Raw genomic sequence first — 26565 nt, forward strand, 5'->3', positions numbered from 1 at the left:
TGCCCCTCTGGGAACAACCTGCCGCTGCCGGTTTCGGCCTGAGGCGGACATGGATGCGCCCGGTCCGGCTCGAAGAGACTTCGTGCCGTACCGGGCGTGGGACGGGTCCACGGGACCGACCGGGGAGGTGGACGGCGTAGTCCCGCCCGCGATCCGCCGGTCAGACCTCAGTCCTGGCCGGCCACCACCACTTCGGCGATCTGCGGCGCCGCCGACCCCGCGCTCCAGACCAGGCGTACCGCGTCGGCCGTACGGCCCGCGGTGGATACCTCGGTGTACGGGCCGACAAGCGCGCCGACGGTCTGCCACGTTCCGTCGGTGCCCCGCAGCTGGATGTCGGCTCGGCCCGCCGACCCGGCCGGCTGCAGGACGGTGACGGACCGCACGGGACGCGCGGCGACGAGCCCCACCTCCAGCGCCTCCCCGGCCTCCGGAGCGCGAGCCGCCCGGTAGACGGTGCCCGGGTCTCCGTCGGACGCCGCCCGCAGCGAGGATCCGGTCGCGGCGGGCGGTCCGCCGGTCACCTCACCGTCCTCGGTCACGACGCTGAACTCCCGTACGACGAGCCAGTTGTCCTGGGCCGCGGTCGCCCGTGCCCGCACATAGCGGGCCTTCGTTCCGGCGTCCACGGTCGCGGTGACGTCCGGCTTTCCGGAGAAGGCGGTGAGCTGCTGCCAGCTCTGCCCGTCGGCCGAGTACTCGAGCACCCCTTCGTGGAGGTAGTCGTCGGTACTGCCCGGCTTGGCCATGGCGAGGGTGATGTCGCCGATGTCCCGCGCCCGGCCCAGATCCACGGTGATCTGGTCACCTGCGGCGGGCGCGCCATCGCTCCAGAAGTAGGTGGAGTCGTCGCCGTCCAGCATCCGCGCGAGCGTGTTGCTCTGGTACGTGCCCAGGCTGGTCGATGCCGAGGGCCGCCCGCTCACCCCGAGGATCCGGTCGTGCTCGGCGTTCGCCGCGTCGATGAACCGGTCCAGTACCCCGTCGCCGACGGCGACCGGCACCTTGCGGCCGTCGAGGCCGGTGTACGTGAAGGACTTCGCCGCGGTGACCTGCGCCGGCAGCTGCTGCCGGAGCTCCCAGGCCTGCGCCCCCTTTCCGGCTCGGGCCGCCTCGACCATGCGCAGGGCAGTGCGGGCGGCGGTCGCCCAGGACGCGGTCGCATCCAGCCAGGGGCCGGAGTCGGCGATGAAGCCGCGGTCCGGGAGGCTGCTGCGCAACCGGCCGGGCGCGGAGCCGAGCGCACCGAGCACCGAGGAAAGCCGGGCGGCGTCACCGGACTTCCAGTAACCGGCGAACTCCGCCGCCAGTTCGGGGGCCTGGTCCTTGTTGAGTGCCGAGCTGTAGTTGACGTCGGCGAAGGCCCGCAGCGCCTTCTCGGTGCGGGGGTCGCCGCCCGCGTACTCCTTCAGTCCCTCACCCCATGAGGCGCGGGGGTCGTACGCGGCGTCGTTCCAGGCGTAGTCGGCAACGGTATGGAGCGCGATCTTCGAGGCGTACGGCTGGATCATCGGGTTGGCGGTGATCCCGGCCAGCTTGCCGGGCAGACCCTTCTCCCGTCCGTTGAACGGGCCGAGCAGCAGTCGGTTGGTCGCATAGTCGTTGACCGGGTAGTTGTCCCACGTCAGGATCGGGTGGTTGAAGACCGTGCGGGCGGCGTCGGCCTGCACGACGGTCATGGTCGGTGCGACGACACCGACACCGGTCCATTCGACAAGGACATCGGGGTCGAGCTGCTCGGACAGCGCCTTCTTGTACGGCGACGCGGAGACGTCGTAGTACTCGGTGGGGACCATCTGGAGCGGCTGGGCGCCCGGGTGGGTGGAGATGAACTCCTTGTTGACCCGGTTGAGCAGATAGGCCTGCGCCGCGCCTGCCGCAGCGCCGCCGGTCCCCCACTTCGCCTTGTCCTCGGCGCAGTTCCAGTCGGTGTAGCTGATGTCGTCGAGGGGCACGGCGAAGGTCCGTACTCCGATGTCCCAGATCGTCTGGAACTTGTCGACCAGCGCCTTGGCGTCGGCATCCGAGCTGTAACAGACGGAGAGGCCGGGCGAGAGCGCGTACGTGAACTCCACATGCCGCCGGACGGCCCGGTCGGTGAGCTCCTTGATCTGGGCCAGCCGGTCGGCGGGGTAGGCGTCGCGCCACTTCGCGCGAAGATACGGGTCGTCCTTCGGCGAGTACACATAGATGTTCATCTTGTGCTCGCCGTAGTAGTCGAGCTGGTCGAGCCTGGCCTCGTGCGACCACGGGGTGCCGTAGAAGCCCTCGATGACACCGCGCAGTGCGGTGCCGGGCCAGTCGCGTACCGCGAGTCCGGCGACCTCGGCACCCGGATGCTGCGCCTGCGGCAGGACCTGACGCAGGGTCTGCGCGGCGTAGTACGTGCCGGTGGTGTCCTTGCCGGCGAGGACGATGCGACCGGCGCCGATGCCGAGGACATAGCCGTCGGCGGGCAGCGCGGACGGGCCGTCGAGGTGCTGGGCGGCGAGCGCGGCGGAGTCACCGACATGGACGGTGAGACCGCTCCTGCCGGGTCTGTCACTGCGTACGACGTGCTGCGCACCGGCCCGGCGCAGCGCGGTCTCCACCACCTCGAGGGATGGCTCGTCGGAAGTTGCGCCCGCCACCAGGGTGACGGTGGGGCTGATGGTGATCCGGTCGGATCGGCTCTTGACGGACCGCGGGGTAGGTGTGATGGCGGGGGTCCGCTGACCCGCCGCGGCCTTCGCCGGGGTGGTGGTGCGGGTGCTGTCGGCTGCCTGGGCGGGCGGCACGGCGGTCAGCAGACCGCCGGCGAGCAGGGTCGCCGCCGCGCCTAGCGCGGTGAGACGGGGTGGGCGAGGCGTCACTGGTCCTCCATTGATCACTCAAGTCACCGGAGTCGCACAACACAACAAGACCGAATTCAACATCGTGTCGCTTGCATGTCAATGGTCTGGACAACATCAATACGTGGACCTGGGCTTTTATCGACGTTGCCCATGTCTCGCTTCCTGTCAAAATACCCCCTGGGGTATCAATGTTACTCTGAACAACAGATACCCCCTGGGGTAAAACGAACGGAAGGAGCCGTGTCGTGTTCTTCGTCGACACCATGGAGACAGCGGGCCTCGGCAACCGCAGTTATCTGGCGGGCGGGCAGCGGGCCGCCGTGGTCGTGGATCCGCCGCGCGACATCGACCGGGTCATCACCGCGGCCGCCCGGCGCGGCGTGCGGATCGCCCTGGTGGTGGAGACGCATCTGCACAACGACTATGTGACCGGTGGCCTGGAGCTGGCGCGCGTCACCGGGGCGCGGTACCTGGTGCCCGCCGCCGCGGAGGTCTCCTTCAGCCGGGTGCCGGTGGCCGACGGTGACACGGCACCGGTCGACGACGGGCTCACCCTCCGCGCGCTCGCCACTCCCGGGCACACCCCGCACCACACGTCCTATGTGCTGGAGGAGGACGGTCATGCCGTCGCCGCCTTCACCGGCGGCTCACTGCTGATCGGCAGTGTGGGCCGGCCCGATCTGGTGGAGCCGCGGCTCACCGCCGAACTGGCCCGCGCCCAGCACGCCTCCGCGAACCGGCTCGCCGACGAGCTCGAAGACGCCGTTCCTGTTCTGCCGACGCACGGTTTCGGCAGCTTCTGTTCCTCCTCGCAGACCGAGGAAACAACGTCGACCGTCGGCGACGAGCGGAAGCGGAACGACGCGCTGGTCAAGGACGTGGACACGTTCGTCGCCGAACTGCTCGCCGGTCTGGACGACGTACCCGCCTACTACGCCCACATGGGACCGGTCAATGCGGCGGGCCCCGATCCGATCGATCTGACCCCGCCCGGCACGGCCGATGCCGAGGACATCTCCCGGCGGCTGGCCGCGGGCGAGTGGGTGGTGGATCTGCGCAGCCGGGTGGCGTTCGCCGAGGGGCATGTCGCCGGATCGTTCAACTTCGAGGGCGAGGGACAGCTCGCGACGTATCTGGCCTGGCTGATCCCTCGGGGGAAGCCGGTCACCCTGCTGGCGGGCACGGCCGCCGATGTCGCGCATGCGCAGCGGGAGCTGTCCCGCGTCGGTATGGGCCGGCCGGTGGCCGCGGCCATCGGCGATCCCGAGGACTGGGTACGCGAGCCGGCAGAGCTGCGGTCGTTCCGCAGGTCCGACTTCGCAGGTCTGGCGGCTGCCCGGGCGTGCGGCGAGGACCTGGTGGTTCTCGATGTGCGCAGGGACGCCGAGCACAGCGGCGGTGCCGTCACGGGGGCGGTGCACATTCCCGTCCACGAATTGCCCCGGCGGCTGGACGAAGTGCCGCCGGGCGTCGTGTGGGTGCACTGCGCGGGCGGGATGCGGGCGGCGATCGCGGCGTCACTGCTGGATGCGGCAGGACGGGAGGTGGTGGCCGTCGACGACGGTTTCGGTGCGGCGGTACAGGCCGGTCTGAGCCTGACCGTCCCTGCTTCCCCGGCCTGACCGCCCGACGTCCGTACCCCGAACGCCGCTCCCGAGGAGTGTTTTCCTTGTCTTCCCTGATGTCCTTCTTCCGTCGCGGCCTCGGCCGCGTCACCCCGGCCGAGGCCGCCCGGCGGACCGCCGGCGGTGCGGCGGTTCTGGTGGACGTACGTGAATCGTCAGAGTGGCACGCCGGGCACGCGCCGGGTGCGATCCATCTGCCGCTGTCCCGGCTCGCCGAGGGCGCATCGCTGCCGGATTCGGCGACGGGCCGTCCGATGGTGGTGATCTGTCGCTCCGGCAACCGGTCCCGGCAGGCGGCCCGGATATTCGCCGACCGCGGCTCACAGGCCGTCGACGTCGTGGGCGGCATGATCGCCTGGGCCGCCGCGGGCCTGCCCGTGCACGGCCGGCACGGGACGGCGGGCATCGTCGCATGACCACGCTGATCCTGGCGCTGGCCGCCGGGGCGGTGGTGGGTCTGGCGCTCGGCGGGCTGGGCGGCGGCGGAAGCGTTCTCGCCGTCCCCGCGCTGATCTATCTGCTCGGCTTCACCCCGGCCGCCGCCACCACCGCCGGCCTGCTCATCGTCATCATCACGTCCCTCACCGGGCTGGTCGCCCATGCCAGGGAGGGCAGGGTCCGCTGGCGTACGGGCGGACTCTTCGCAGCAGCAGGAATTGTTCCGGCGGCGGTCGCCGGGGCGCTGTCGGCGCGGATTCCGTCCGGGGTGCTGACCGCGGCGTTCGCGGTGCTCGCGGTGGTCGCCGCGGTACGGATGCTCCGCCCCCGGGCGGAGCCCGCGGCACAGGACGGGGACGGTACGGACTCCGTGCCCGCCGGGCGGGCCGCGCGGGCGGGCGCCGGGCTCGGTGCCGTGACCGGGTTCCTCGGCGTGGGCGGCGGGTTTCTCGCGGTGCCCGCCCTGGTCACCGTGCTGGCCCTCCCGATGACCGCGGCGGTCGGTACCAGCCTGCTGGTCATCACGATGAACTCCACGGCCGCCCTGGTCGCCCGCCTCGCCACGCCCACCGCGCTGGACTGGGCAGTGATCGCCCCGTTCACGGCAGCGGCGGTGCTAGGGGCCTGGGACGGGCAGCGCCTGGCCGCGAGGGTGTCCACGGCCGCGTTGCAACGGGTCTTCGGTGCGGTACTGCTGGCCGTGGCCGTGTTCATGCTCGTCGACGCCGTGGTGTGAGCCACGGCGTCACCCCCGGCCACCGGCCCCCGCCTTCTGCTCAGGCCAGCGAGAGAAAGAGTTTCTCCAGTCGCGCCCGCATCTGGTCGCGGTCCGCGGGCTCACTGCCGCCGTCGGCCATGCAGTGCTGCAGGCCCGTCGCGATGATCGCGAAACCGGCCCGGTCGAGCGCCCGGGAAACGGCCGCCATCTGTGTGATGACGTCCTCGCAGTCCCGGCCCTCCTCGATCATCCTGATGATCCCGGCGAGCTGGCCCTGTGCGCGGCGAAGTCGGTTGAGGACCGATTTCAGTTCGTCGGCCGCCATGTCGAGTTCCACAACATCCTCCTCCTGATACCCCAAGGGGTATTCTAACCTGAATGGGGAAGGAGAGACCGAGTCTCTCCTCAGCCCCGGTGAACGAAAGGAAACACTGCTCGTGACCAGCCCCGTCTCCCTCTCCCCCGCCCAGGCCGCGGCCCGCCTCGCGGAGTTCACCGTCATCGATGTGCGGGCCCCCGGCGAGTACGCCTCCGGGCACGTTCCCGGTGCTCTGAACATCCCGCTGGACCGCCTCCACGAGGCCGTGGCCGCTCTGAAGTCCGCCGCGGCCCGCGGATCGCTTCTCATGGTGTGCGCCTCCGGCGTCCGCTCCACCCGGGCCTGCGACATTCTCGCAGCCGCCGACATCGACGCCGTGACCCTGTCCGGCGGCACCTCGGCCTGGGAGGGCGAGGGCCGCGATCTCGACCGTCCCGCCGGGGCCAGGGCAACCTGGCCGATGGAGCGTCAGGTCCGGCTCGCCGCCGGTTCGCTCGTGGTGGCCGGCCTGCTCGCCGGTGTGCGCTTCCCGGCCGCGCGCTGGATCTCCGCCGGCGTCGGCTCCGGGCTCGTCTTCTCCGCCGTCACCAACACGTGCGGCATGGCGGCGGCCCTGTCGAAGCTGCCGTACAACCGGGCCCCGCACTCGGCCGCGAACCTGGACACGACACTGGACGCCCTCCAGAGCTGAGCCGCCACGTAACGGGAGGCCGCACGGTTGGAGCCCTCCGTAGCGGGAGGAGCCGGTCACGCACCCGCGCGACCGGCTCCTCCCGCTACGGGAACGGATCAGACGTCTTCCCGGACCAGGGCAAGCAGGCGGTCCAGTACGCGCGGTCCTCCCGCACGCAGCCCGTCGTGCTCGAACTCGTTGGTCACCCAGGTACGCAGACCGCGGATCGACTCCGCCGTGCGCAGCGCGTGCCCGGTGTCGACATACATGTCGTCGTGGTAGACGGCTGCGGCGACCGGCACCTCGTTGGCGGCCAGCCGCTCGGTGTCGTACAGCGGCGCCCAGTCGGTACGGGAGGCCAGCAGCTCGGCCGTCTCGCGCAGCGGGCGCAGCGCCGGGTCCACTTCGAAGTGCCAGGGGTGGATGCTCTCACCGGTGAAGAGCACCGGTCCGTCGCCCTTGAGCGCCGTGGCCGCGTCGAACTGGGGGAATTCGGCACGGACCCGCTCGGCGGCCCAGCCGGTGGGCTGTGCGCCCTGACCGTAGATCGCCTCGTGCATCAGCGCGTACAGCGGATGCCCGGCGAACGAGTTGGCCGTGCGCACCGCTTCCTGGAAGGTGTCGGAGAGTTCGGTGCCGAGCGGCGTACGGACGAAGGCGTTCTCCAGCAGATAGTGCAGCTGGTGGCTGCCGTTGCCGCCGCCCAGCATGATGCCGAGGGACTGGAACCCCTCGGGTGTCAGACGGTGTCCCGCGCTTTCCGGGCGGTGCTCGGCGAGGTGAGCGGTGATCTCCCGGGCGCGCTCGACATCCTGCGGGTAGCGGGCGTAGTGGGCGGCGACCTTGCGCTCGATCCGCGGGTAGGCGGCCCGGTAGACGTCGTCGGCGTGTGCGTCGAGCGAGGGCAGTCCACCGGTGATGAGGACGGCCTTGAGCCCTTCGGGAGCGGCCGAAAGATAGCGGACGGCGCAGAAGCCGCCGAAGGACTGGCCGAGTACCGTCCACGGTTCGCCGCCGGTCAGCTGCGGGCGGATCAGCTCGCAGTCGCGCACGATGTTGTCGGAGCGGAAGTGGGCGAGGTAGTCGGCCTGCTCGCGCGGGCCGCCGCGCAGCGGCAGGGTCTGCCGGTTGGCCGGGGTGGAGAGGCCGGTGCCGCGCTGGTCGAGGAGCAGCACACGGAACTCCTGCACGGCTCGCCCCAGCCATGCCTCCGTGCCGATGAAGCGCCTGGCGCCGAAGCCGGGGCCGCCCTCCAGATAGACCAGCCAGGGCAGCTCCTCGCCGTCCTTGCCGCTCGCCACGGCCTCCCTGCCGAAGACCTCGATCTGCTCACCGCCCGGATCGGTGTGGTCGAGCGGGACCGTGAAATAGCGGTCGGTGAAGACGATGCCGGGGTGCCGGTAGCTGCTCACAAGGTGCTCCTGAATCAGATGTTCCACGGATAGTTCAGCACATGGCCGTGACACGGACAGTCGCGGCCCGTGTGCGGCACGCCCGGGGGTCTCCTACCGTGCAGGCATGATCCGGTTCGAGCAGGTCAGCAAGGTCTATCCGGACGGTACGAGAGCGGTCGACGGTCTTTCCTTCGAGGTCGCCCAGGGGGAGCTGGTCACTCTGGTCGGACCGTCCGGCTGCGGCAAGACCACCACGATGATGATGGTGAACCGGCTGATCGAGCCGTCGTCGGGCCGGATCCTGGTCGACGGCGAGGACATCGCCGACGTCGATCCGGTGAAACTGCGCCGCCGGATCGGCTATGTCATCCAGCAGGTCGGTCTCTTCCCGCACCGCACGATCCTCGACAACACCGCGACGGTCCCCTCGCTGGTGGGTTGGAAGCGGGCGAGGGCCCGCGAGCGGGCAGCCGAGCTGCTGGATCTGGTGGGTCTCGACCCGAAGACGTACGGCTCCCGCTACCCCGCCCAGCTCTCCGGGGGGCAGCGTCAACGGGTGGGCGTGGCAAGGGCGTTGGCCGCCGACCCGCCGGTGCTGCTGATGGACGAGCCGTTCGGCGCGGTCGACCCGGTGGTGCGTGAGCGGCTGCAGGACGAATTCCTGAGTCTTCAGGCGAGAGTCAGGAAGACGGTCCTGATGGTCACCCATGACATCGAGGAAGCGGTCCGGATGGGTGACCGGATCGCGGTCTACGGGGCGGGACGCATCGAGCAGTTCGACAGCCCGGGGGCGGTGCTCGGGTCTCCCGCGACCTCGTATGTGGCACAGTTCGTGGGCGCCGACCGGGGTCTGAAGCGCCTTTCGGTCACCACGATCGAGCCGGACGATCTGGAGCAGCCGCCGGTCGCCCGGCTGAACGAGCCGGTGAGGTCGGCGGGGGCACGGCTGAGCAGTGCGGGTGCCCGCTGGGCGGTGGTGCTGAACGGCGACGGCGACCTGCACGGCTGGGTGTCGGCGGACGCGCTGCGGATCGCCGGGGAACACGGCACGGTCGGCGAGCAGGCCCGCCGGATGGACGCCTGGGTGCCGGTCGGTGCGCCACTGAAGCAGGCGTTCAGCGAGATGCTCCAGCACGACGCCGGGTGGATCGCGGTGCTGGACGGGTCACGGTTCCTCGGCGTGCTGACTCCGGCCGGACTCCACGAGGCGCTGCGCCGCTCGGTGGACGCCGATGCGCGGGGCGTGGGCCGGGACGAGGTGCGGTTCGACTCGGTGGCGGACGCGTAGGGCGCGCGCTGTGCGTCGCACAGGCCACGCGCCGGTCAGGGCTCGCCCTACCGCCCGCGCCGGTAGCTGCTGCCGTCCTTGGGACGGACCAGCAGACCGGCGACGACCAGGTAGCGGCGCAGCGCCGAGCAGTCCTCGTGCACCGTGAGCAGTGCCTCGTTGACCTCACGTTCGGTGTAGGTCCGGTCCCGCTCGAAGAGTGTCTCGGTGAGGTGGACCAGCAACTGCTCGCGGCGTGCCGTCTTGCGGGGGATCGCCGTCAGACGGCCGTGCGAGAAGAGCGCCGCGACCTGGTGCGAACCGCTTGAATCGTTGTCAGGCATGAGGGGGAGCGTCGCAGGCCTCCGGCCTGCGGGCAACGTGTTTTCGCCGCGCCCGCGCGCCGGATGACGGATGGGGCCCGCCCGTCCCCGATCCGCCGGGGAGACCCCCGTCGGGTGGACCGGTTGCGTTCCTCGACTTCGACGACCACGACACGCCTGACGGCCTGCGCTTCCGGATGCGCGTCATCCGCAGGGACGGCACCACGTCACACCGGTGACGGAACACGCGGCGGACGACGCCGATGTCGGTGGGGGTGCCCCCGATCTCCAGGAACAGGCCCTCGCTGATCCGTTCCTGCACCAGCGCACCCGCCACCCCCGCGGCAGGTCCGGAGAGTACGGTCAGCATCGGGCGTCTGCGCATCTCGTCGAGCGACATCACACCGCCGTCGCAGCGCATCACCACACTGGTTCGGGTCCGGCGGGGCCGGCAGTCAGTAGCCGCGTACGTCGGGCCAGTGGCGCTGGACCCCGTCGCGGTCGAGCAGCCGCGCGAACTCCTCGTACCGCTTGTCCTCGGACTGGACCTGCTCCGGTTCGACGCCCTCGGCGAGACAGTGGGCGGCCAAGGCACCGGTGACCTCGCCGATGTTCCACTCCACCGGGTGGAGCCGGTAGCAGCCGTTCGTGATGTGGGTGGTGCCGATGTTCTTGCCGGCCGGCAGCAGATTGCGGACGCGGCGCGGCACGAGGGCGCCGAGCGGGATCTCGAACGGCACCGAGCCGACGTCGATGCAGTTGTCGCCTCCGGTGGAGGGGGGCAGGTCGATGCGGTAGCTACCGACTCCGACCGCGTCCCGGTGGCGTGTCCCGCCGTGCGGACCGACGAGGTCGATCGCCACATCGTGCTCGGTGACGGAGGTGACGGCCTTGATCCGGCGGGACTCGCGTACGTACGGAGCCTTGGCGAGGCCGTCGTCGGTACCGGTGATGTCGGGGCGGATCCGCAGTCCGGGGAAGCCGGTGCCGCCGTCCCGACGCGGAGCCTCGGTCTGCAGCCAGTACAGGAGCGAGAGCGACAACTGCCGCGCCTCGGCGACCGCTTGGATGGATACCTCTTCACCGGCGCCGGCGAGTGGCTTGAGCCAGTAGTCGTTGAGCGGCCAGTTGACGAGCGTGACGTCGGAGTCGAAGGCGCCGGGGCGGTGCATCCCGCGGGCGAGGATGCGGCGGAAACCCCACAGTTCCTTGTCACCCGCGTCCGCGCTCTGGTCGGCGCCGACGGCGAGCGGGTCGATGTCCGGGTTGGGGACGAAGGTGCGCGGTACCGATTCCAGGGAGCGGGGGCATCGTTGTCTGCCTCCGCCGTCACGGCCCGGTGCTCGGTGAGCAGCGTGAGCCGGCCCGCCGCCCGGTGCGGCGCGAGCATCGCCTCCAGCACAGTGAGCGCGACGCGTGGTTCATGGCAGAGCTTGCTGACCCGGCCGGCGCCCGGGTTGAGGTCGGTGAGGGCGAGCGCTTCGGATCGCATCGGGTACCACTGGCGGTAGTACGCCCGGATGCCTTCGCGCAGTCGGCGGTACGAGGCGGTGGTGCCGAACTGCTCCACCCACGGGTGCTCGTCCGGCGGGACGGCCTGGGAAGTGAGCTGGCCGCCGATCCAGTCGGTCTCCTCGGTGAGGACGACGGTGCGTCCGGCGAGCGCGGCGGCGACGCCGCCGAGTCCGGCGCCCACGACGAGGATGTCCGGTTCGGGTATCACAGGTCTCCTTGTGCTGTACGTACAGGTGGTGCGGTCCGTCGGATTTGGTGGGCCGAGGGCGGTGGTCCGGCGGTTGCGCCGGGCCGGAACGCGCAGGCCACCAGGGGTTCGGTGGCGTCCTCCCCCGCGACCAGCGCGGCGAGCATCCGTACGGCCGCCGCGCCGAGTTGGGTATGGGGGATGTCGAAGCCGGTGGGTTCGGGGCCGTCCGCGAGGTCGGCGGGCGGGCTGCCGAGGAGCGCCAGCGAGGCGTCGCGCGGGCAGTCGATCCCTGCTTCGGTGACGGCGCGGCGCAGGGCGCGCCAGGCAGCTCCGGTGTCGGTCTCCTCGGCGACAAGCGCGGTGACGCCCTCGGCGAGCCAGCCCCGCAGCCGTTCGGGGGTGAGGTCTCGTTCCGGGTCGGCGGAACGGAAGACCGTCTCGGGGCCGCCGGGGAGCCCGGCCGCCTCCAGCCCCTTGAGGAAGCCGTGTTCACGGTCGGTGGAGGCGTGTGCCTCGTCGTCCTCGCAGATCAGCAGCATCCGCCGGTGCCCCAGCGCGGCAAGGCGGGCGACGACCTCGCGGCCGGCGCTCACGTAATCGGCGCCGACCCAGGCCAGGCCCTCCAGTTCGTCCCGGCGGCCGAGATGGACCACCGGGAAGCCGTCGGCGACCAGCCGCCGCAGCTCCTGGGCAGGCGCGTGCCGGCCCAGGAACAGACAGCCGTCGGCGAGGCGGACCCGGCTCAGCGCGTCGGGCCCGGTGGCCCCCGCGCCGCCGGTGCTCGAACCGGTGAACAGCACCAGGTCGTAACCGCATTCCGCGGCCTCGCGCTCCACGCCCACCAGGAACGGGTAGTACGAGTGCTGCACATCGGTCGGGAACGTCGCGGTGAAGCTGAAGACGCCCAGCAGGTTGCTGCGCGCCGCCGCGAGTCTGCGGGCCGCCGGATCGGGGACATATCCGAGGCTGCGGGCCGCCTCCAGAACCTTCTGCCGGGTCTCCTCCGAGTCGGACACAACTTCTTCCCGACGCAAGGGCACGCTCGTCCGCGCGCCGCTCGCACCCGTACGGTGTGATCGACCATCCCCACGGTGATCACTCACCCCTGCGAAGAAGGCGGTTCCGCATGTCCCTGTTCGATCTGCCCCTCGCCGAACTGCGCGGCTATCGCAGCCGATCGGTGGAGCCGGAGGACTTCGACGCGTTCTGGTCCGAGACACTCGACGAGGCCAGGTCCCACGACCTCGGCGCCCGGTTCGAGCTGCGTACGGGCACGGGGCTGACGACCGTCGACGTGTACGACGTGACGTTCGCGGGCTTCGGCGGTCACCCGGTCAAGGGCTGGTTCGTTCTCCCGGCGGGCAGCACCGAACCGCTGCCGGTGGTCGTGGAGTTCATCGGCTACGGCGGCGGGCGGGGCCTGGCCCACACCCATCTGCTCTGGGCGTCGGCCGGTTTCGCCCACTTCGTGATGGACACCCGGGGCCAGGGCAGCGGCTGGCTCGTCGGCGACACCCCCGACCCGGTGGGCAGCGCGCCCTCGTACCCCGGTTTCATGACCCGGGGCATCGAGGACCCGCACGCGTTCTACTACCGGCGCGTGTTCACCGACGCGGTACGTGCGGTGGAGGCGGCGCGCTCGCATCCGCTGACCGATGCGGCGCGCACCGCGGCCGTCGGTGAGAGTCAGGGCGGCGGCATCACGCTCGCCGTCGGCGGGCTGATATCCGACCTCACGGCGATCGCGCCGGACGTCCCGTTCCTGTGCGACTTCCCCCGCGCGCTCACCGTCACCGACCGCAACCCGTACCGCGAGGTGGGCAGCTACCTCAAGACGCACCGGGGCCGGGCCGAACAGGCGAGGGCCACCCTGTCCTACTTCGACGGGGTGCACTTCGCCGCACGCGGGCGTGCACCGGCGCTGTTCTCGACGGCTCTGGAGGACATGACCTGCCCGCCCTCGACCGTCTTCGCCGCCTTCAACGCGTACGCCCACCAGGACAAGGCCATCGAGGTGTACGACTTCAACGATCACGAGGGCGGTGGGCCGTTCCAGGAGGCCGCGCAGCTGGGCTGGCTGCCCGGGAAGCTGACGGCGTGATTCCGAAGAGCCGCCCCGGTGCAGCGCCGCGTTGATTCGTCGAGGGGTCGGTGAGCCAGGCGAGTTGCGGTGCCAGGGGGTCTGTTGTGGCCGTAGCCGCTCGGCGCACACGCAGATGGCGCCGCGTCGGCTCCGCAGGACGCTTCGGCACGCAGACCGCTTCGGCACGCAGACCGCGTTGCCTCCGCAACCGGGGAGGTCCGGCAGGTACTACGGGCCAGGATCGTGCTGGGCGCGGCGGACGGACCGGCGAACGGCCCGGTCACTGTTGCCTGCGCCACCAGCGTGAACACGGTGCGCACATGGCGTGGCCGCTTCGCGCCCCTCGGGCTGCCCGGGCTCGACGCCGACATACCGCGCTCGCAGGCCAACCCCCGATCAGCCGACCGTCACCAAAGTCATGACCGAGTGCACCTCTGCGAGCCGGTCTGGAACTTCCACGCGATCGCGTCGATCACCTGCCGGTGATCCCGCCATCGCCCGACCCGCTTCGGCGTGCGGTCCGGGAGTAACGGCTCGATCCGCGCCCACTGCGCGTCAGTCAACGGCACACCCGGACCAACGACCGGCTGATCAAACGAAACTGCCTAGGCGTCCGGGCCACCGCCATCGCGCCGGCACGCTTTCGTGTCCCCCGCACGGCCCTCCCTCCCCGGGGCCAACGGCGCCCATGTCGGAGTCCGGGAACGGGCCTGCGTTAATCGCTGGTGTGCGGCCCGGTGGCCCTTGTAGGTTGGCATCGCGACCGCGCCTCCGATGCGCTCGGCTGCGGCTACTTCCTTCTGACAACCAAGTGACGCCGCCGCCCCCTTTGATCTCAGCAGGCGCGGGCGTCTTCGCCCCGTCGGACCTTTTGGCCGGGGCCCGTCCAATCCTTTGAATCCGGGGGGATTCGCTGCCTCGTCACACCCTGCGCGTCTCCAAGATATGGCCCGAGATGCTCGTGGCCCCGCACGTCTCGGCGGCCGCCCGCTCCCTGCCCCCACCACGGCTCCATCACGGGCCCGCCAGGCCGGACTTCCGCACCTATGAGGGCGGCCCGGCCTTCGTCCGGGAGCCCCGCGAGGAGCTCTTCCTCCTCGCGGTCGGCAACTTCGTCTCCCAGCGGACCTTTTACGAGAGCGGTGAGGAGCGGGACGACCGGTACGCCCGTCTCGTCGGTGAACTCGCTGTCCAGGACCCCGTGTGGACGGCCGGCCTGCTGCGCTGGCTTCGCAGCGAGGGCAACATGCGCAAGGCGTCCCTGGTGGGCGCCGCCGCGTACGTGCGGGCCCGACTCGAGGCCGGGGCGTCCGGAGGCCCGTCCAACCGGTCCGTGATCGACTCGGTGCTCCAGCGCGCCGACGAGCCCGGCGAGCTGCTCGCCCACTGGATCTCGGTGTACGGGCGGAACGTGCCGCAGCCGTCACCGACGAGCAGGCCGCCCCCTACGGCCCCGGCGGGCCGACCGAACCGGTCCCGGCCGACATTCCCGTCTACACGTGGAACCTTGCGGGGTACCGGCCCGCCCACGGCCCCACGGGCCCCCACCGGCACACCTTCGGCGGCCTCACGGACGCCGCGTTCCGGATGGTCGGCCTCATCGAGGCCGGCCGCGAGGCCGCTTGGCCATGGACCGCTGAGCTGGCCTGATCCGAAAGACACGGCCTTGGAGACCACTGAAGCTCTCGAAATCGCGCCCGACTTGCGATGGTTTAACCCGATTTGCAATTAATGGCAATCCGGCATGAGTCGGGCGGCCCGAGCAAGATCTTCAGGAGTCTTCCAGCCGCGCGGGATGAGGTTCTTGGACTCCAAGTAAGTGCGTGCCACGCCCTCGGGCAGCCGTCGCCAGCTGTCGACCTGCTCGTCGAGCTGGGCCAGGTCGGCGGTCGTCAGAACGGTGTTGAGCTTGCCCAGCGCCTTGCGTACGCCTTCGCTGCCCGCCCGGGACCGGTTGACGACGGGGACGAGGTAGTCGGCGTTCTGCAGGTGCTTGTCGTCGGCGAGCAGGACGAGGCCGAAGTCGTCGAGGGTGGCGTCGGTGGTGGTGGTCAGGACCATCTGGTCCTGACCGTTCTGGACGGCCTGTTTGGCCTGGGTGGTGCCGACACCCTTGGGGTCCACGGCCGTGATGCGAATGCCGTACGTCTTCTTCAGCCCGGGTGCGCAGTAGGGGCGTTGTACGCATTCGTCGCCGGCGGCCAGACGCACTGGCAGTCCTGATCCGCCGAGGTCACTGAGGGTCTTCAGGTGGTGTTTCGCCGCGAACGGGGCGGCGACCGCAAAGGCGTTCTGGTCGACGGCACGCCCGGGGTCGAGGACGGTGAGGCCACGGGGTGCGGCGAGGGCGCGCAGGGCCTTCATCGTGGCGGCGAGGTCGGGCGAGCCGACGGGGGCTGCGTCGGCACCGTTCTTCTTGGCGTTCAGCCAGTCCGCGAAGGTGGCCGCGTACTCCGGTACGACGTCGATCTGGCCGCTCTCCAGCGCCGGTTCGTAGATCTCACGGTTGGTGACGGAGATGATCTTCGTGGAGTAGCCGGCCCGGTCGAGCAGCAGCGCGTACATCTGGGCGAGCAGGTCGCTCTCGGTGAAGCCGGCGGAGCCGATGGTGAGGTGTTTGCTGTCGCCCGGCGGTGCGGTGATCTCGCCCTGGTTCTCCAGAGAGGGCCCGGTGGTGCAGGCGCTCGTCGACAGCAGGAGCGCGAGGAGCACGGGGAGGGCACTTCGCCGCCTCATCCGGATTCCTCGCCCCGGAACCGGTCGGGGGCGAGCCGTTGTGCCACCTCGAAGAGCCCTTCGACGATCAGGGCGAAGACGGCTACGAGCACCGCCCCGGCGACCACCTGCGCGGTGGAGGCGAGGTTGAAGCCCGCGGTGATGATGCGGCCGAGTCCCCCGCCGCCCGCCAGCGCCGCGAGGGTGGCGGTGGCGACGAGCTGGACGGCGGCGATCCGTACCCCGGTGAGAATCAGGGGCAGGGCGAGCGGCACCTCCACGCCCAGCATCAGCTGTCTGCCCGTCATACCCATTCCGGTGGCCGCCCGTACGACGTCGCGGTCGACCTCGCGCATGCCGACGTAGGCGTTGGTGAGCAGCGGCGGTACGGCAAAGAGGACCAGGGCGATGATGGTCGGCCACTCGCCGTGCCCGCCGATCGGGGTGAGGAGCAGCAGCACCAGCACGGCGAAGGTGGGGACGGCCCGGCCGATGTTGGAGATGTTGACGGCGAGCGCGCCGCCCTTGCCGAGATGACCGAGGACCAGGGCGATGGGCAGCGCGATCAGACAGCTGATCAGCAGGCAGACGACGGTGAGGAACAGATGCTGGCCGAGACGGTTCCAGATGCCGCCGTCGCCGGACCAGTGCGCCGGGGTCGTGAGCCAGGACCAGGCGGCGGCGAGGGTGTTCACGACCGCCTCCGGGTCCACGGGGTCAGGATTCGTTGCGCGAGAAGAAGCAGCACGTCGGCGGCGACGGCGATGACGACGCAGAGGACGGAGGCGGTGAGCACCTGGGCCTTGAAGTACGTGTTCATCCCGGAGTAGATGAGGTTGCCGAGTCCGCCGTAGCCGACGATCGCACCGACCGTGACCAGGGAGACCGCGGAGACGGTCGCGATACGCAGTCCGGCCATGGCGGCGGGCAGGGCCAGGGGAAGCTCCACGGCGACGAGCAGACGCACGGGGCCGTAACCCATGCCACGTGCGGCCTGCCTGGTCTCCGCGGGCACGGCGCGCAGTCCGGCGAGGATGTTCCTTACGAGGAGGGTGAGCGAGTACAGGACGAGTCCGGCGACGACGAGCGAGGCGGAGAGTCCGTACACCGGCAGCAGCAGAGAGAACATGGCGAGCGACGGCACGGTGTAGAGGATGGTCGTCACACCGAGGACCGGACCGGCCGCCCAGCGCCGGCGCCGCGCCGCGAGGGCGAGCGGAACGGCGAGGACCAGTCCGAGGAGTACAGAGGCCGTGGTGAGCTGCAGGTGCTGGACGACGGCGTCCCAGAGAATCTCGCGACGGCTGGTCAGGTAGGCACCGCAGAGCCACTCATTGCGCGCGAGGCAGTCGTCGGGAGGCGCGGTCACCCGTCCATTGGAGCGCGGGAAGGCGGGCGGACGCGCGTCCTGATCGACTGTCCGGGGGCCATGTGGGGGCGTACCCGTGTGACGCGGACGGTCGGGGAGGTGGCGGCGCCGCCGGGCCGTGCGGCGCGTCGGCCTATTCGGACGCCGTTGCCACGTCCGCGGGACGTTCGACCTTCTTCACCGTGATGTCGTCCGGTCCGAGCTGCCGTCCGTCGGCCGAGTGGACCTCCAGCGCCCGGGGCGGACGGCCGTGCCGCAGGTCGACCATCTCCGAGTGCGGTTCGCCGGGACCGAAGAAGTGGCCCTCGCCCCACTGCCGCAGCGCCACGATGACCGGGAAGAGATCCCTGCCCTTGGGTGTCAGCACGTATTCGTGGTACGCGCTGCCGTCGGCCGCCGGAACCAGGTCGAGGATGCCGCCCGCGACGAGAGCGCGCAGGCGCGACGCGAGGATGTTCTTCGCCACGCCCAGGCTGCGCTGGAACTCCCCGAAGCGGCGACTGCCGTCGAACGCGTCGCGGACGATCAGGAGCGACCACCAGTCGCCGATCGCGTCGACCGAACGAGCCACCGGGCAGTCGCTCTCGTTGAAGCGTGTCCGCTTGACCATCCCGTCCTCCCTCACACCATCGGTTGCAACATGCTACCAGGTGCGGCTACGGTCAACCTGGTAGCAACATGCAACCAATGCGATCGAGGGATGCCACGTGACCGGCAGCGAGAGAACGATGAGATCCGAGAACGCGAACGCGGCGACACCGGCTCGCGCCCTGTCCGGACGCACGACACTGCTGTTCGCGGTCGCGTCCGGCGTGGCGGTGGCCAATGTCTACTTCGCGCAACCCCTGCTCGTCACCCTGAGCCAGGACTTCCGGATCAGTGCGGCGACCGTCGGTATCGTCGTCACCCTCACCCAGATCGGGTACGGCCTCGGGCTGTTCCTGCTCGTGCCCCTCGGCGATCTGGTCGACCGGCGGCGCCTCGTCGTGACCCAGCTGGTACTGCTGGCAACGGCACTCATCGCAACCGGGACCGCGGCCACCGCACCGATCCTGCTGACCGCCCTGGCCGCGGTGGGCTTTCTCGCCGTGGTGACGCAGACCCTCGTGGCGTTCGCCGCGTCGCTGTCCGCCCCGGACCGACGCGGCCGCGCGGTCGGCCTGGTCACGAGCGGAATCGTCATCGGAATCCTGCTGGCCCGCACGGTCTCCGGTGCACTGGCCGACCTGGCGGGCTGGCGATCGGTCTACCTCACATCGGCGGCACTGACCCTTGCGCTCACCCTGTCCCTGCATCGCGTGCTGCCACGACGCGCCGCACCACCCGCCCCCATGCGATACATGCAGCTGCTGCGTTCAACACTCGTCCTGTTCGCCGAGGAACGCGTACTCCGTGTCCGGGCTCTGCTCGCCCTGCTGATCTTCGCCGCGTTCAGCACCCTGTGGAGCTGCGTCGCGCTGCCGCTGAGCGAACCCCCGCTGTCGCTGTCGCACACCGCGATCGGAGCATTCGGGCTCGCGGGGGCGGCGGGAGCGCTCGCGGCCGCTCCGGCCGGGCGCCTGCACGACCGCGGCCTCGCCGGGTGGACAACCGGCGTGGCACTGGCCCTGCTCACCGTGTCGTGGCTCCCCCTCTCCCTCACCCGGCAGTCGCTCTTGGCACTGGCGATCGGCGCGATCGTCCTCGACCTCGCCGTGCAGGCCGTCCATGTCACCAGCCAGAGCCTGATCTATGCGGTCCGTCCCGACGCGGGCAGCCGTCTGATCGGCGGTTACATGGTCTTCTACTCGGTCGGCAGCGCTGCGGGCGCCCTCGCCTCGACGACCGTCTACGCGATGGCCGGATGGGGTGCGGTGTGCGTTCTCGGCGCCGCGATCAGCACACTCGCGCTCGTCGTGTGGGCGGCGACCCGCGATGACACGCCTGCGGCAGGCACGACCGGAGCGCCGAGCGCATCCGCCTGATGACCGGGGGCCGGACTTGCTGCGTATGGGGGGCATCCGCGCGCCTACCGCCCGGTACGGCCGCACATGACGGTAGACCGGGATTCACACCCCTTCCCCGTATACATACCGAGGAGCCCCCGCATGTCGTCGCCCGGCCGCACCGATGACACCTACCGCTTCGACGATCTGCGCGCGCTCTACCTCAACTGCACGCTCAAACGCTCCCCGGAGACCAGCAATACGCAGGGGCTGATCGACCACAGCCGCGCGATCATGGAGGAGCACGGCGTCACCACCGAGGTGGTCCGGGCCGTCGACCACGACATCGCGACCGGCGTCTGGCCGGACATGAGGGAGCACGGCTGGCAGACGGACGCCTGGCCGGAGCTGTACGAGAAGGTGATGGCCGCCGACATCCTGGTGCTGTGCGGGCCGATCTGGCTGGGGGACAACAGCTCGGTCATGAAACGGGTCGTCGAGCGCCTCTACGCCTGTTCCAGCATCCTCAACGACAAGGACCAGTACGCGTATTACGGCCGGGTGGGCGGCTGCTTGATCACCGGGAACGAGGACGGGGTCAAGCACTGCGCAATGAACCTGCTCTACAGCCTCCAGCACCTCGGCTACACGATCCCTCCGCAGGCCGATGCGGGCTGGATCGGGGAGGCGGGGCCCGGCCCGTCGTATCTGGACCCGGGGTCGGGCGGTCCGGAGAACGACTTCACCAACCGCAACACCTCTTTCATGGCCTGGAACCTGATGCATCTCGCCACGATGCTGAGGCGTGCGAACGGCATCCCGGCCCACGGCAACCAGCGCTCCGAGTGGGATGCGGGCTGCCGCTCGGACTATCCCAACCCGGAGCACCGCTGACCGCGCCCCCCGGTTGACGAGGCCGCGTCCGGCGGAGGAGCGGCGGGCGTACGGCCCGCGCCTCCCCCGGGCAGGTCAGTGCTGTTCGGCTGCCGGCTCCAGGACGAAGACCGGAATCTGCCGGTCGGTCTTGAGCTGGTAGTCGGCGTAGTCGGGGAACGCCTCGACCGCGCGCCGCCACCACACCGCCTTCTCCTCGCCGGTGACCTCACGGGCGTTCATGTCCTGTCGGACCGGGCCGTCCTGCAGCTCCACGCGGGGGTCGGCCACGATGTTGTGGTACCAGACGGGATGCTTGGGCGCGCCACCCTGCGAGGCGACCACGGCGTACGTGCCGTTGTGCTCGACCCGCATGAGCGGGGTCTTGCGGATCCTGCCGCTCTTGGCCCCGCGGGTGGTCACGATGATGACCGGCAGGCCCCGCATCGTGGTTCCCTCCGTCCCCCCGGAGCTCTCGAACAGCTCGACCTGATCGCGGACCCACTGCGCGGGGCTCGGCTCGTACTCACCCTTGAGAGGCATGGCATCTGTCCCATCGTCGACATTCGGTTACGCAGACACACGGACATGCGGGCACGGGTGCGTCCCGCTGCTCCGGGAACTCTTTCATCATTCCGCCCACCCCGGGCCGGGCGGATCCGCGTGTCATGGCGGCAGTCGGGCCGGTGTCAGGGGTGCGGCAGGTTCAGCCGCAGTTGCAGCATCGCTTCGAATCTCGCCTCCGGGTCGTTGAGATCGATGCCCGCCACCACGGCCAGCCGCTTGAGCCGGTAGCGGAAGGTGTTGGGGTGGATGTGTACAGCGGCAGCTGCGGCGGCCACATCGCCGAAGGTACTCAGCCAGGCCCCCAGAGTGTCCGTGAGGGCGGTGTTGTGCTGGGCGTCGTAGGCGCGCAGCCGGATGACCGGTCCGTCGGGGAGATCGTCCTCGGCGGCGATCCGGTCCGTCAGCTCCTCCAGCAGCGAGGCGGCGTAGACGTCCGACAGCCTTGCGGCCCGTCGCTGCGAGCGGCCGGAGCCGAGAACGCGCAGCGCCCGGTCCGCGTCGGCGCGGGAGCGGCGCAGTTCGGCCGGGCGGGCGGCGAGCCGGCCGATGCCGATGACGGCGGGGACACGGTTGCTTATGCGGCCGAGGAACGCCTCGGCCACCCGTAGCGCGTGCTCGTCCGAACTCGTGGGCAGCACCGCGTAGGTGATGCCCCCGAGTGAGGCCGCGGCCGTACGGGGGTGGATCGCGGCCAGGTGCAGGGCGAGGGCCTCGGCGATGCGGTGGCCCGCGGCCACCCGGTCGGGCGCCGACGGCTCGCCGGTCACCGCGAGCGCCAGTACGCAGGCGGGCTGCGCGGACAGGCCCAGTCGTACGGCGGCCTGCGGTGCGTGCGTGCCGCCCTGCAGGACCGTGGCGAGCAGATCCGCGCGCAGTCGGCGTTCGACGTCCTCGCCCGTACGGTGGCGCAGCAGATGCAGGGCGGCCACCTTCGCCGCCTCCTGCAGGGCCTGCGTACGGTCCTCGCTCAGCGGCCCGTCGACCACGACCCAGATCGACCCGAGGATCTCGCCGCCTGCGCGGACGGCGATCGCGACGCGGGGCTTGTCGGAGATGCCGGCCACATAAACGGGTTCTTCCTTGCGGTAGAGGGCCTGGAAGGCGCCGAGTTGCTCCAGGGCGCGCAGCTTCTCGGCGGGAACCTGGCGGTCGAGGATGGTCGCGATCCTGGCGTCGTCGCCCTCGTCCTGCCGGCTGGAGAAGGCGAGCACCCGACCGCCGCGGTCCTCGACGGTGACCGGGCCGTCCAGCAGGCCGGCCGTCGCGTTGGCCAGCGCGAACAGGTCGCCGGCGAGCGGCTCGGCGCCGTCGGCCTCGTCGGGGCCGCCCACCGTCCCCAGTTCGTCGACCGCGAGCAGCGACCGCAGCAGCGCGGCCACCTGGGCCCAGGACGCGCCGGGGGTCAGGCCGAGCACGGTCAGGCCGGTGCGCGCGGCCGCCTCGGCCACCGGCCCGTCCACCGGAACCGGGGACCGGACGATCACGGCCGCCGCGCCGAGCCCGGCGGCCCGGTCGACCAGAGCGGCGACCGGCTCGGCGCCGTACACGCCGACGCCGAGCACCACCGCGCCGGGCAGCCTGGCCGGTTCGTCCAGCGGGTCCTGGATGAGCACTCCGCTGACGGTGCGGGCCGGGTCGGCCTGCCCGGCCACCACCTCGATCAACGTCGATCCCAGATCGTTGAGGATCCGGCCGAGCACGGCCCGCGGCTGCTCCGTCATCATCACAAGGTAGTTGATCGGAGTTCGTCGACGGCGAGTGCTGCCACCTGCCCGATCACCCGGTCCGCCCGGGAGTTGTGCAGGTCCGGCCGGTCGGACCGGGTGAAGACTGCCACCGCCCAGCGCCCGCCGTCGCGGTCCTCGATCACCCCGGCCTCGTTGCGCCAGCCCGGCAGCGTCCCGGTCTTGCCGGCGACTCGGTAGCTGTCGTCGAAGCCGGACCACAGTCGGTGCGGCCAGATCTGCTGGGACATCACGGCCCGTACCTCGGCGCAGGCTTCGGCGGGACCGGCCTCGTCGCGCCAGATCCGGACCAGCAGTTCCGCGATGTCGCGGGCCGTTCCCCGGGTGGTGCGTTCGGGGACGCACACCGACAGCTCCAGAAGCTTCTTTGGCCCCTGCGCGGCGAGTGCCGCCATCCTCGCGTGCGCCTCGACCTCAGTGGTCACGCCGAGGTCGGCGAAGAGCGAGCCGGTCAGCTCCAGACAGCCGCCGATCAAGTGGGTCCGACGCAGGCCCAGTTCGGCAAGCAGTCCATTGACGGTGTCGAGACCGACCCGGGCCAGCACCACATCGGTGGCTGCGTTGTCGCTCATCGTCAGCATCATGTGGACCAGGTCGCGCAGGCTCATCTCGACCGGGTCGGCGCAGCCGGAGGTGCCGATGCCGCCGTCGCGGTAGTGCGGGTCCACCGAGTGGCGCTCGGTCCGCTCCAGCCGTCCTGCGGCGGCCTCGCGTGCGTAGGCGAGTGCGATCGGGATCTTGAACACGGAGGCGAGGCAGACCGGTTCGTCCGCCGCGACGCCGATCGTGTGGTCGCCGTCGACCTCTCGGGCGAAGAAGTACCCCTGGACCTCGGCGTCGTCGAACGCCGTCCGGATCCTGCTCTCGACGGTGCCTGACACAGTTGCGGTCATCGGCTGATCCATTCGGTCGATTCGGTCACTTCGGCCAGCTGCTCGGGGATCGGGGAGAGTCCGAGCCCCGGTGCGCGGGGCACGTCGAGATGGCCGTCCTTCAGCACGAACGGTTCGGTGATGTCGGTCCGGTAGTACCGGTCGGATGCGGAGGTGTCGCCGGGCAGGGTGAAGCCCGGCAGGGCGGCGAGGGCGACATTGGCGGCCCGGCCGAGGCCTGTCTCCAGCATTCCGCCGCACCAGACCGGGACGCTGTGCGCGGCGCACACGTCGTGGATGCGCCGGGCCTCCAGATAGCCGCCGACCCGCCCCGGCTTGATGTTGACGACCGAACAGGCACCCATGGCGATCGCGTCGGCCGCCGAGCGGGCGGAGACGATGGATTCGTCCAGACAGATGGGGGTGCGCACCCGCTCGGCCAGTGCCGCGTGGCCCCGGATGTCCTCCTCGTCCAGGGGCTGTTCGATCAGCAGCAGCCCGTACGGGTCGAGCCGGGCCAACTGTGCGGCGTCGGCGAGGGTGTACGCGGTGTTGGCGTCCACCTGGAGCAGTACGCCGTCGCCGAAGCGCTCCCGGACCGCACGCACCGGTTCCACGTCCCAGCCGGGTTCGATCTTCAGCTTGATCCGCAGATAGCCCTCGGCGAGATAGCCGTCGACGGCGTCGAGCAGTGCGGGGATCGAGTCCATGATGCCGACCGACACCCCGGCCGGCACCCGCTCGGCCGTCGCCCCCAGCCACTGCCCCATCGACAGTTCATGGGCGCGCAGCCAGGCGTCCAGCACCGCGGTCTCCAGTGCGGCCTTGGCCATCCGGTGCCCCTTGAACGCGGCCACTGCCGGGGCGACCGCCCAGGGGTCGAGCGCCGGGAGGGCGGCGAGCGCGGGCACGAGATGGCTGCGCAGCACGTCCGCCGCGGCCGCGGTGTACTCCGAGGAGTACAGCGGATCGGCCATGGTGACGCATTCGCCATAGCCCTCATGGTGCTCGGTCTCGACCCTGACCAGCAGGATCTCCCGGGTGGTCAGGGTGGCGAACGAGGTTCGGAAGGGTGCGACCAGCGGCATCGCGATCCGGCGCAGTTCCACACCGACGAGCTTCATGCCTGCTTCTCCTGACGTTTGTCGATCACATACCAGCCGTCCCGGGTGAATCCGGTGACGGTGTGTCCCTCGGCCATCAGGCCGCCGAGCACCTCGCGCAGCGCGTACCGCCATTCGCGGGCCAGGGGCGGGTCGGTGCGGCGCAGTGTCTCGATCTCCGTGGGGATCCGGACGAGGACGGTGTCGCCGTCCCGGCGCCCGACGGCGGGGCCCCCGTCGGGCTTGGCGTCCAGACCGACCACGGCGTGTGCACCCGCTTCGTCGACCGTGACGATGTGAGGTGTGCCCGCGGCGGATCCGACGGCATGACGGCCGGTCAGCTCCCAGCGGACCATCAGCCGGTCCGTCTCGGTCCCGGCATTGACCTCGTCCTGCATCGCGCCGTAGAAGTCGGCCAGGTACTCGCTCGGCGCCGCCCCCAGTTTGGCCAGGTTGAAGTAGGCGTTGCGGCTGATCAGCGGGTCGAAGGTCCAGGTGACCGCGGTGATGCCACGGGCCAGGGCCCAGGCCCGCTGATGGAGTTTGACTACGAAGCCGACATTGCGGCCCCGGACGCTGTCGTCGACCCCGGCGATGTGCGAGTGCAGTCCGGCGGTGGCCAGGAAGCCCAGGCAGAATCCGACCATCCGGCCGTCCTGGTGGACACCGACGACGTAGCTGCCCGAGTGGGCGAAGACCCGCAACAGCTCCGGGGTGATCAGCGGGTTGCCGGGAACGGGCCGCCAGACCCGGTCCAGCACCTTGCAGGCCGCCAGCATCTCGTCCAGCCCGTGCAACTCCGTGACGGTCACGCCGGCACGGAGCGCGGCCAGATCCGCGGCGGCTGCCGCGGCAGCCGCCTCCGTACCGTTCACGGTGTCACCCGGCCGGGTACGGACAGCGGCTCGCGTACGAGCGAGGCCACCAGCGAGGCCACCAGTGCCGCGCGGCGGGGCAGTTCGACGACGACCACATGCTCGTCGTCCGCGTGCGCCCCGCCGCCCACGGCCCCGAGCCCGTCCAGAGTGGGCGTGCCCGCTCCGGCGGTGAGGTTGCCGTCGGATCCGCCGCCGACCGCGACGCCGCGCAGCGGGCCGAAGCCCAGCTCCGCGTAGCGGCTTCGGGCGAGTTCGAACAGCTCCGCCGACGCGCTCGCCTGCAGCGGCGGCCGGTCCGGGCCTCCGGCGAGCTCGATCGAGGCGCCCGCGAGCACCGGCGCGAGACCCTGCATGGCACGGTCCACCCGGGCCTGCTCGGCGACCGTCTCCACCCGTACGTCGACCAGCAGCCGGGCCGCATCGGGCACCGTGTTGCGGGTGGTGCCGGAGGAGGCCACGGTCGGCGTCACCGTGGTGCCGGCCACCGGATCGGCGAGTGCGGACAACGCGAGCACCTGGTGGGCCAGTTCGGTGGTCGTATTGACCCCGCGCTGCGGTTCGAGTCCGGCGTGCGCCGCGCGTCCGGTGATGTTCAGTTCGTACCCGGACACACCCTTGCGCGCGGTTTTCAGGGCGCCGGCCTCGCTCGCCTCCAGGACGAGTACGGCCCCGGTTCGGCAAGCCTCGGCCTCGATCAGGGTGCGCGAGGTCGGGGAGCCGATCTCCTCGTCGCCCGTGAGCAGGACCGACACCCCGTCCAGGTCGTCGAGCACCGACAGAGCGTGGAACAGCTGCACCACGCCGGCCTTCATGTCGAAGCAGCCGGGTCCTGTCAGCCGTCCCCCGGCCACCTCGAAGGGGTGCCCGGCCAACGAGCCCACCGGCCACACCGTGTCGAAGTGGCCGAGCAGCAGCACCCGGTCGCCGGAGCCGAAGCGCCAGCGCAGAGCGGGCCGTCCCGAGCCGTCGAGCCACTCGGGCGCCGCGCCGGTCAGCCGGGTGCCGAGCCCGGCGACGACCCGGGCGCAGTCGGCGACGGCTGCCAGGTCCTCGCTGGGTGACTCGGTGCGGACCAGCTCCTCGATGTCGGCCAGCAGGCCCGGCAGCCCCGCCTCCAGGGCGGTGGCGATTGCGGTCAC

General features: G+C 70.9%; 24 protein-coding genes and 3 pseudogenes. 9 read left to right on the top strand and 18 right to left on the bottom strand.

Annotated elements, in window-relative coordinates; genetic code table 11:
* Positions 1 to 167 precede the first annotated feature (167 nt).
* Positions 168 to 2852: a beta-N-acetylglucosaminidase domain-containing protein gene (locus NRF20_RS04605; RefSeq protein ID WP_413752049.1), complete on the bottom strand. Its 2685-nt coding sequence runs from the start codon at positions 2850 to 2852 to the stop codon at positions 168 to 170.
* Positions 2853 to 3079: 227 nt separating this feature from the next.
* On the opposite strand from NRF20_RS04605, the gene NRF20_RS04610 reads away from it, so the two are divergent.
* From NRF20_RS04610 to NRF20_RS04620, 3 genes are read left to right on the top strand one after another with little or no spacing between them, the layout of a single operon-like run.
* Positions 3080 to 4456, top strand: coding sequence for an MBL fold metallo-hydrolase (locus NRF20_RS04610; protein ID WP_413752050.1), 1377 nt, complete (start codon positions 3080 to 3082; stop codon positions 4454 to 4456).
* Between the two features lie 59 nt (positions 4457 to 4515).
* Positions 4516 to 4875 (top strand): rhodanese-like domain-containing protein, encoded by a 360-nt coding sequence (locus NRF20_RS04615; protein ID WP_413754525.1) that lies wholly within the window; start codon positions 4516 to 4518, stop codon positions 4873 to 4875.
* A complete protein-coding gene (locus NRF20_RS04620) occupies positions 4872 to 5633 on the top strand; it encodes a sulfite exporter TauE/SafE family protein (protein ID WP_398631579.1) in 762 nt (253 codons plus the stop codon). Before NRF20_RS04615 ends, NRF20_RS04620 begins: the two co-directional genes overlap by 4 nt.
* A 40-nt stretch (positions 5634 to 5673) precedes the next feature.
* Here NRF20_RS04620 and NRF20_RS04625 read toward each other — a convergent pair whose 3' ends face one another.
* Positions 5674 to 5952, bottom strand: a complete 279-nt coding sequence (locus NRF20_RS04625; RefSeq protein WP_093896672.1) for a metal-sensitive transcriptional regulator — start codon at positions 5950 to 5952, stop codon at positions 5674 to 5676.
* A gap of 100 nt (positions 5953 to 6052) precedes the next feature.
* Here NRF20_RS04625 and NRF20_RS04630 point away from each other — a divergent pair, with 100 nt between their 5' ends.
* The gene (locus NRF20_RS04630; RefSeq protein WP_266355202.1) at positions 6053 to 6625 is read left to right on the top strand and encodes a rhodanese-like domain-containing protein; all 573 of its coding nucleotides are present in this window, start codon (positions 6053 to 6055) and stop codon (positions 6623 to 6625) included.
* Positions 6626 to 6723: 98 nt separating this feature from the next.
* Here the strand turns inward: NRF20_RS04630 and NRF20_RS04635 are convergent, their stop codons facing one another.
* Positions 6724 to 8019, bottom strand: coding sequence for an alpha/beta fold hydrolase (locus tag NRF20_RS04635; RefSeq protein ID WP_398631578.1), 1296 nt, complete (start codon positions 8017 to 8019; stop codon positions 6724 to 6726).
* A gap of 106 nt (positions 8020 to 8125) precedes the next feature.
* On the opposite strand from NRF20_RS04635, the gene NRF20_RS04640 reads away from it, so the two are divergent.
* Positions 8126 to 9289, top strand: a complete 1164-nt coding sequence (locus NRF20_RS04640; RefSeq protein WP_413752051.1) for an ABC transporter ATP-binding protein — start codon at positions 8126 to 8128, stop codon at positions 9287 to 9289.
* Between the two features lie 47 nt (positions 9290 to 9336).
* Here NRF20_RS04640 and NRF20_RS04645 read toward each other — a convergent pair whose 3' ends face one another.
* The 4 genes and pseudogenes from NRF20_RS04645 to NRF20_RS04660 form a co-directional block, all read right to left on the bottom strand.
* Positions 9337 to 9612 (bottom strand): DUF2087 domain-containing protein, encoded by a 276-nt coding sequence (locus NRF20_RS04645; protein WP_398631576.1) that lies wholly within the window; start codon positions 9610 to 9612, stop codon positions 9337 to 9339.
* A gap of 226 nt (positions 9613 to 9838) precedes the next feature.
* Positions 9839 to 10018: pseudogene (locus NRF20_RS04650) on the bottom strand (hydantoinase/oxoprolinase family protein); the annotation flags it as partial.
* Between the two features lie 28 nt (positions 10019 to 10046).
* A pseudogene (locus NRF20_RS04655) lies at positions 10047 to 11314 on the bottom strand (FAD-dependent oxidoreductase).
* On the bottom strand, positions 11311 to 12336 hold the full coding sequence (locus NRF20_RS04660; RefSeq protein WP_413752052.1) for a LacI family DNA-binding transcriptional regulator: 1026 nt from the start codon (positions 12334 to 12336) through the stop codon (positions 11311 to 11313). The pseudogene NRF20_RS04655 and the gene NRF20_RS04660 overlap by 4 nt, the downstream one beginning before the upstream one ends.
* Before the next feature lie 86 nt (positions 12337 to 12422).
* On the opposite strand from NRF20_RS04660, the gene NRF20_RS04665 reads away from it, so the two are divergent.
* The gene (locus tag NRF20_RS04665) at positions 12423 to 13397 is read left to right on the top strand and encodes an acetylxylan esterase (RefSeq protein WP_413752053.1); all 975 of its coding nucleotides are present in this window, start codon (positions 12423 to 12425) and stop codon (positions 13395 to 13397) included.
* A 398-nt stretch (positions 13398 to 13795) separates the two neighbouring features.
* On the opposite strand, the gene NRF20_RS04670 is transcribed toward NRF20_RS04665, so the two are convergent.
* Positions 13796 to 13948 (bottom strand): transposase, encoded by a 153-nt coding sequence (locus tag NRF20_RS04670; protein ID WP_398631573.1) that lies wholly within the window; start codon positions 13946 to 13948, stop codon positions 13796 to 13798.
* Positions 13949 to 14334: 386 nt separating this feature from the next.
* On the opposite strand from NRF20_RS04670, the pseudogene NRF20_RS04675 reads away from it, so the two are divergent.
* Positions 14335 to 14802, top strand: a pseudogene (locus NRF20_RS04675) (TROVE domain-containing protein); the annotation flags it as partial.
* 305 nt (positions 14803 to 15107) lie between these two features.
* Here NRF20_RS04675 and NRF20_RS04680 read toward each other — a convergent pair.
* The 4 genes from NRF20_RS04680 to NRF20_RS04695 all read right to left on the bottom strand — a co-directional run bounded on the left by NRF20_RS04680 (position 15108) and on the right by NRF20_RS04695 (position 18073).
* A complete protein-coding gene (locus NRF20_RS04680) occupies positions 15108 to 16115 on the bottom strand; it encodes an ABC transporter substrate-binding protein (protein ID WP_413752054.1) in 1008 nt (335 codons plus the stop codon).
* The gene (locus tag NRF20_RS04685; RefSeq protein ID WP_266365011.1) at positions 16112 to 16789 is read right to left on the bottom strand and encodes an ABC transporter permease; all 678 of its coding nucleotides are present in this window, start codon (positions 16787 to 16789) and stop codon (positions 16112 to 16114) included. Before NRF20_RS04685 ends, NRF20_RS04680 begins: the two co-directional genes overlap by 4 nt.
* A complete protein-coding gene (locus tag NRF20_RS04690) occupies positions 16786 to 17463 on the bottom strand; it encodes an ABC transporter permease (RefSeq protein ID WP_413752055.1) in 678 nt (225 codons plus the stop codon). Before NRF20_RS04690 ends, NRF20_RS04685 begins: the two co-directional genes overlap by 4 nt.
* 133 nt (positions 17464 to 17596) lie before the next feature.
* Positions 17597 to 18073, bottom strand: a complete 477-nt coding sequence (locus NRF20_RS04695; RefSeq protein WP_413752056.1) for a winged helix-turn-helix transcriptional regulator — start codon at positions 18071 to 18073, stop codon at positions 17597 to 17599.
* Between the two features lie 118 nt (positions 18074 to 18191).
* Between NRF20_RS04695 and NRF20_RS04700 the strand changes: the two genes are divergently transcribed.
* Together NRF20_RS04700 and NRF20_RS04705 are read left to right on the top strand one after the other, a co-directional pair.
* On the top strand, positions 18192 to 19427 hold the full coding sequence (locus NRF20_RS04700) for an MFS transporter (protein WP_413752057.1): 1236 nt from the start codon (positions 18192 to 18194) through the stop codon (positions 19425 to 19427).
* Positions 19428 to 19550: 123 nt separating this feature from the next.
* A complete protein-coding gene (locus NRF20_RS04705; RefSeq protein ID WP_266355217.1) occupies positions 19551 to 20282 on the top strand; it encodes a flavodoxin family protein in 732 nt (243 codons plus the stop codon).
* Positions 20283 to 20357: 75 nt separating this feature from the next.
* On the opposite strand, the gene NRF20_RS04710 is transcribed toward NRF20_RS04705, so the two are convergent.
* The 6 genes from NRF20_RS04710 to NRF20_RS04735 all read right to left on the bottom strand — a co-directional run bounded on the left by NRF20_RS04710 (position 20358) and on the right by NRF20_RS04735 (position 26565).
* Positions 20358 to 20804 (bottom strand): nitroreductase family deazaflavin-dependent oxidoreductase, encoded by a 447-nt coding sequence (locus tag NRF20_RS04710; RefSeq protein ID WP_398631568.1) that lies wholly within the window; start codon positions 20802 to 20804, stop codon positions 20358 to 20360.
* A 146-nt stretch (positions 20805 to 20950) separates the two neighbouring features.
* Positions 20951 to 22549, bottom strand: a complete 1599-nt coding sequence (locus tag NRF20_RS04715; RefSeq protein ID WP_413752058.1) for a PucR family transcriptional regulator — start codon at positions 22547 to 22549, stop codon at positions 20951 to 20953.
* 2 nt (positions 22550 to 22551) lie between these two features.
* A complete protein-coding gene (locus NRF20_RS04720; RefSeq protein WP_398631566.1) occupies positions 22552 to 23466 on the bottom strand; it encodes a serine hydrolase in 915 nt (304 codons plus the stop codon).
* Entirely contained in the window at positions 23463 to 24569 is a 1107-nt protein-coding gene (menC, locus tag NRF20_RS04725) for an o-succinylbenzoate synthase (protein WP_398631565.1), read from the bottom strand. The genes NRF20_RS04720 and menC overlap by 4 nt, the downstream gene beginning before the upstream one ends.
* Positions 24566 to 25423 carry a GNAT family N-acetyltransferase gene (locus NRF20_RS04730; RefSeq protein ID WP_398631564.1) on the bottom strand — a complete coding sequence of 286 codons (858 nt, stop codon included), beginning with the start codon at positions 25421 to 25423 and terminating at the stop codon, positions 24566 to 24568. Before NRF20_RS04730 ends, menC begins: the two co-directional genes overlap by 4 nt.
* Positions 25420 to 26565: a M20 family metallopeptidase gene (locus NRF20_RS04735; protein WP_398631563.1), complete on the bottom strand. Its 1146-nt coding sequence runs from the start codon at positions 26563 to 26565 to the stop codon at positions 25420 to 25422. Before NRF20_RS04735 ends, NRF20_RS04730 begins: the two co-directional genes overlap by 4 nt.

It is taken from the genome of Streptomyces sp. R-74717, from assembly GCF_047305335.1.
Taxonomy (GTDB): Bacteria; Actinomycetota; Actinomycetes; order Streptomycetales; family Streptomycetaceae; genus Streptomyces; species Streptomyces atratus.

Coding starts and splice junctions, on each gene's coding strand:
- NRF20_RS04680 (WP_413752054.1), bottom strand. CDS start 16,115: ATGAGGCGGCGAAGTGCCCTCCCCGTGCTCCTCGCGCTCCTGCTGTCG.
- NRF20_RS04700 (WP_413752057.1), top strand. CDS start 18,192: ATGAGATCCGAGAACGCGAACGCGGCGACACCGGCTCGCGCCCTGTCC.
- menC (WP_398631565.1), bottom strand. CDS start 24,569: ATGAAGCTCGTCGGTGTGGAACTGCGCCGGATCGCGATGCCGCTGGTC.
- NRF20_RS04640 (WP_413752051.1), top strand. CDS start 8,126: ATGATCCGGTTCGAGCAGGTCAGCAAGGTCTATCCGGACGGTACGAGA.
- NRF20_RS04615 (WP_413754525.1), top strand. CDS start 4,516: ATGTCCTTCTTCCGTCGCGGCCTCGGCCGCGTCACCCCGGCCGAGGCC.
- NRF20_RS04715 (WP_413752058.1), bottom strand. CDS start 22,549: ATGACGGAGCAGCCGCGGGCCGTGCTCGGCCGGATCCTCAACGATCTG.
- NRF20_RS04710 (WP_398631568.1), bottom strand. CDS start 20,804: ATGCCTCTCAAGGGTGAGTACGAGCCGAGCCCCGCGCAGTGGGTCCGC.
- NRF20_RS04645 (WP_398631576.1), bottom strand. CDS start 9,612: ATGCCTGACAACGATTCAAGCGGTTCGCACCAGGTCGCGGCGCTCTTC.
- NRF20_RS04720 (WP_398631566.1), bottom strand. CDS start 23,466: ATGACCGCAACTGTGTCAGGCACCGTCGAGAGCAGGATCCGGACGGCG.
- NRF20_RS04695 (WP_413752056.1), bottom strand. CDS start 18,073: ATGGTCAAGCGGACACGCTTCAACGAGAGCGACTGCCCGGTGGCTCGT.
- NRF20_RS04665 (WP_413752053.1), top strand. CDS start 12,423: ATGTCCCTGTTCGATCTGCCCCTCGCCGAACTGCGCGGCTATCGCAGC.
- NRF20_RS04620 (WP_398631579.1), top strand. CDS start 4,872: ATGACCACGCTGATCCTGGCGCTGGCCGCCGGGGCGGTGGTGGGTCTG.
- NRF20_RS04705 (WP_266355217.1), top strand. CDS start 19,551: ATGTCGTCGCCCGGCCGCACCGATGACACCTACCGCTTCGACGATCTG.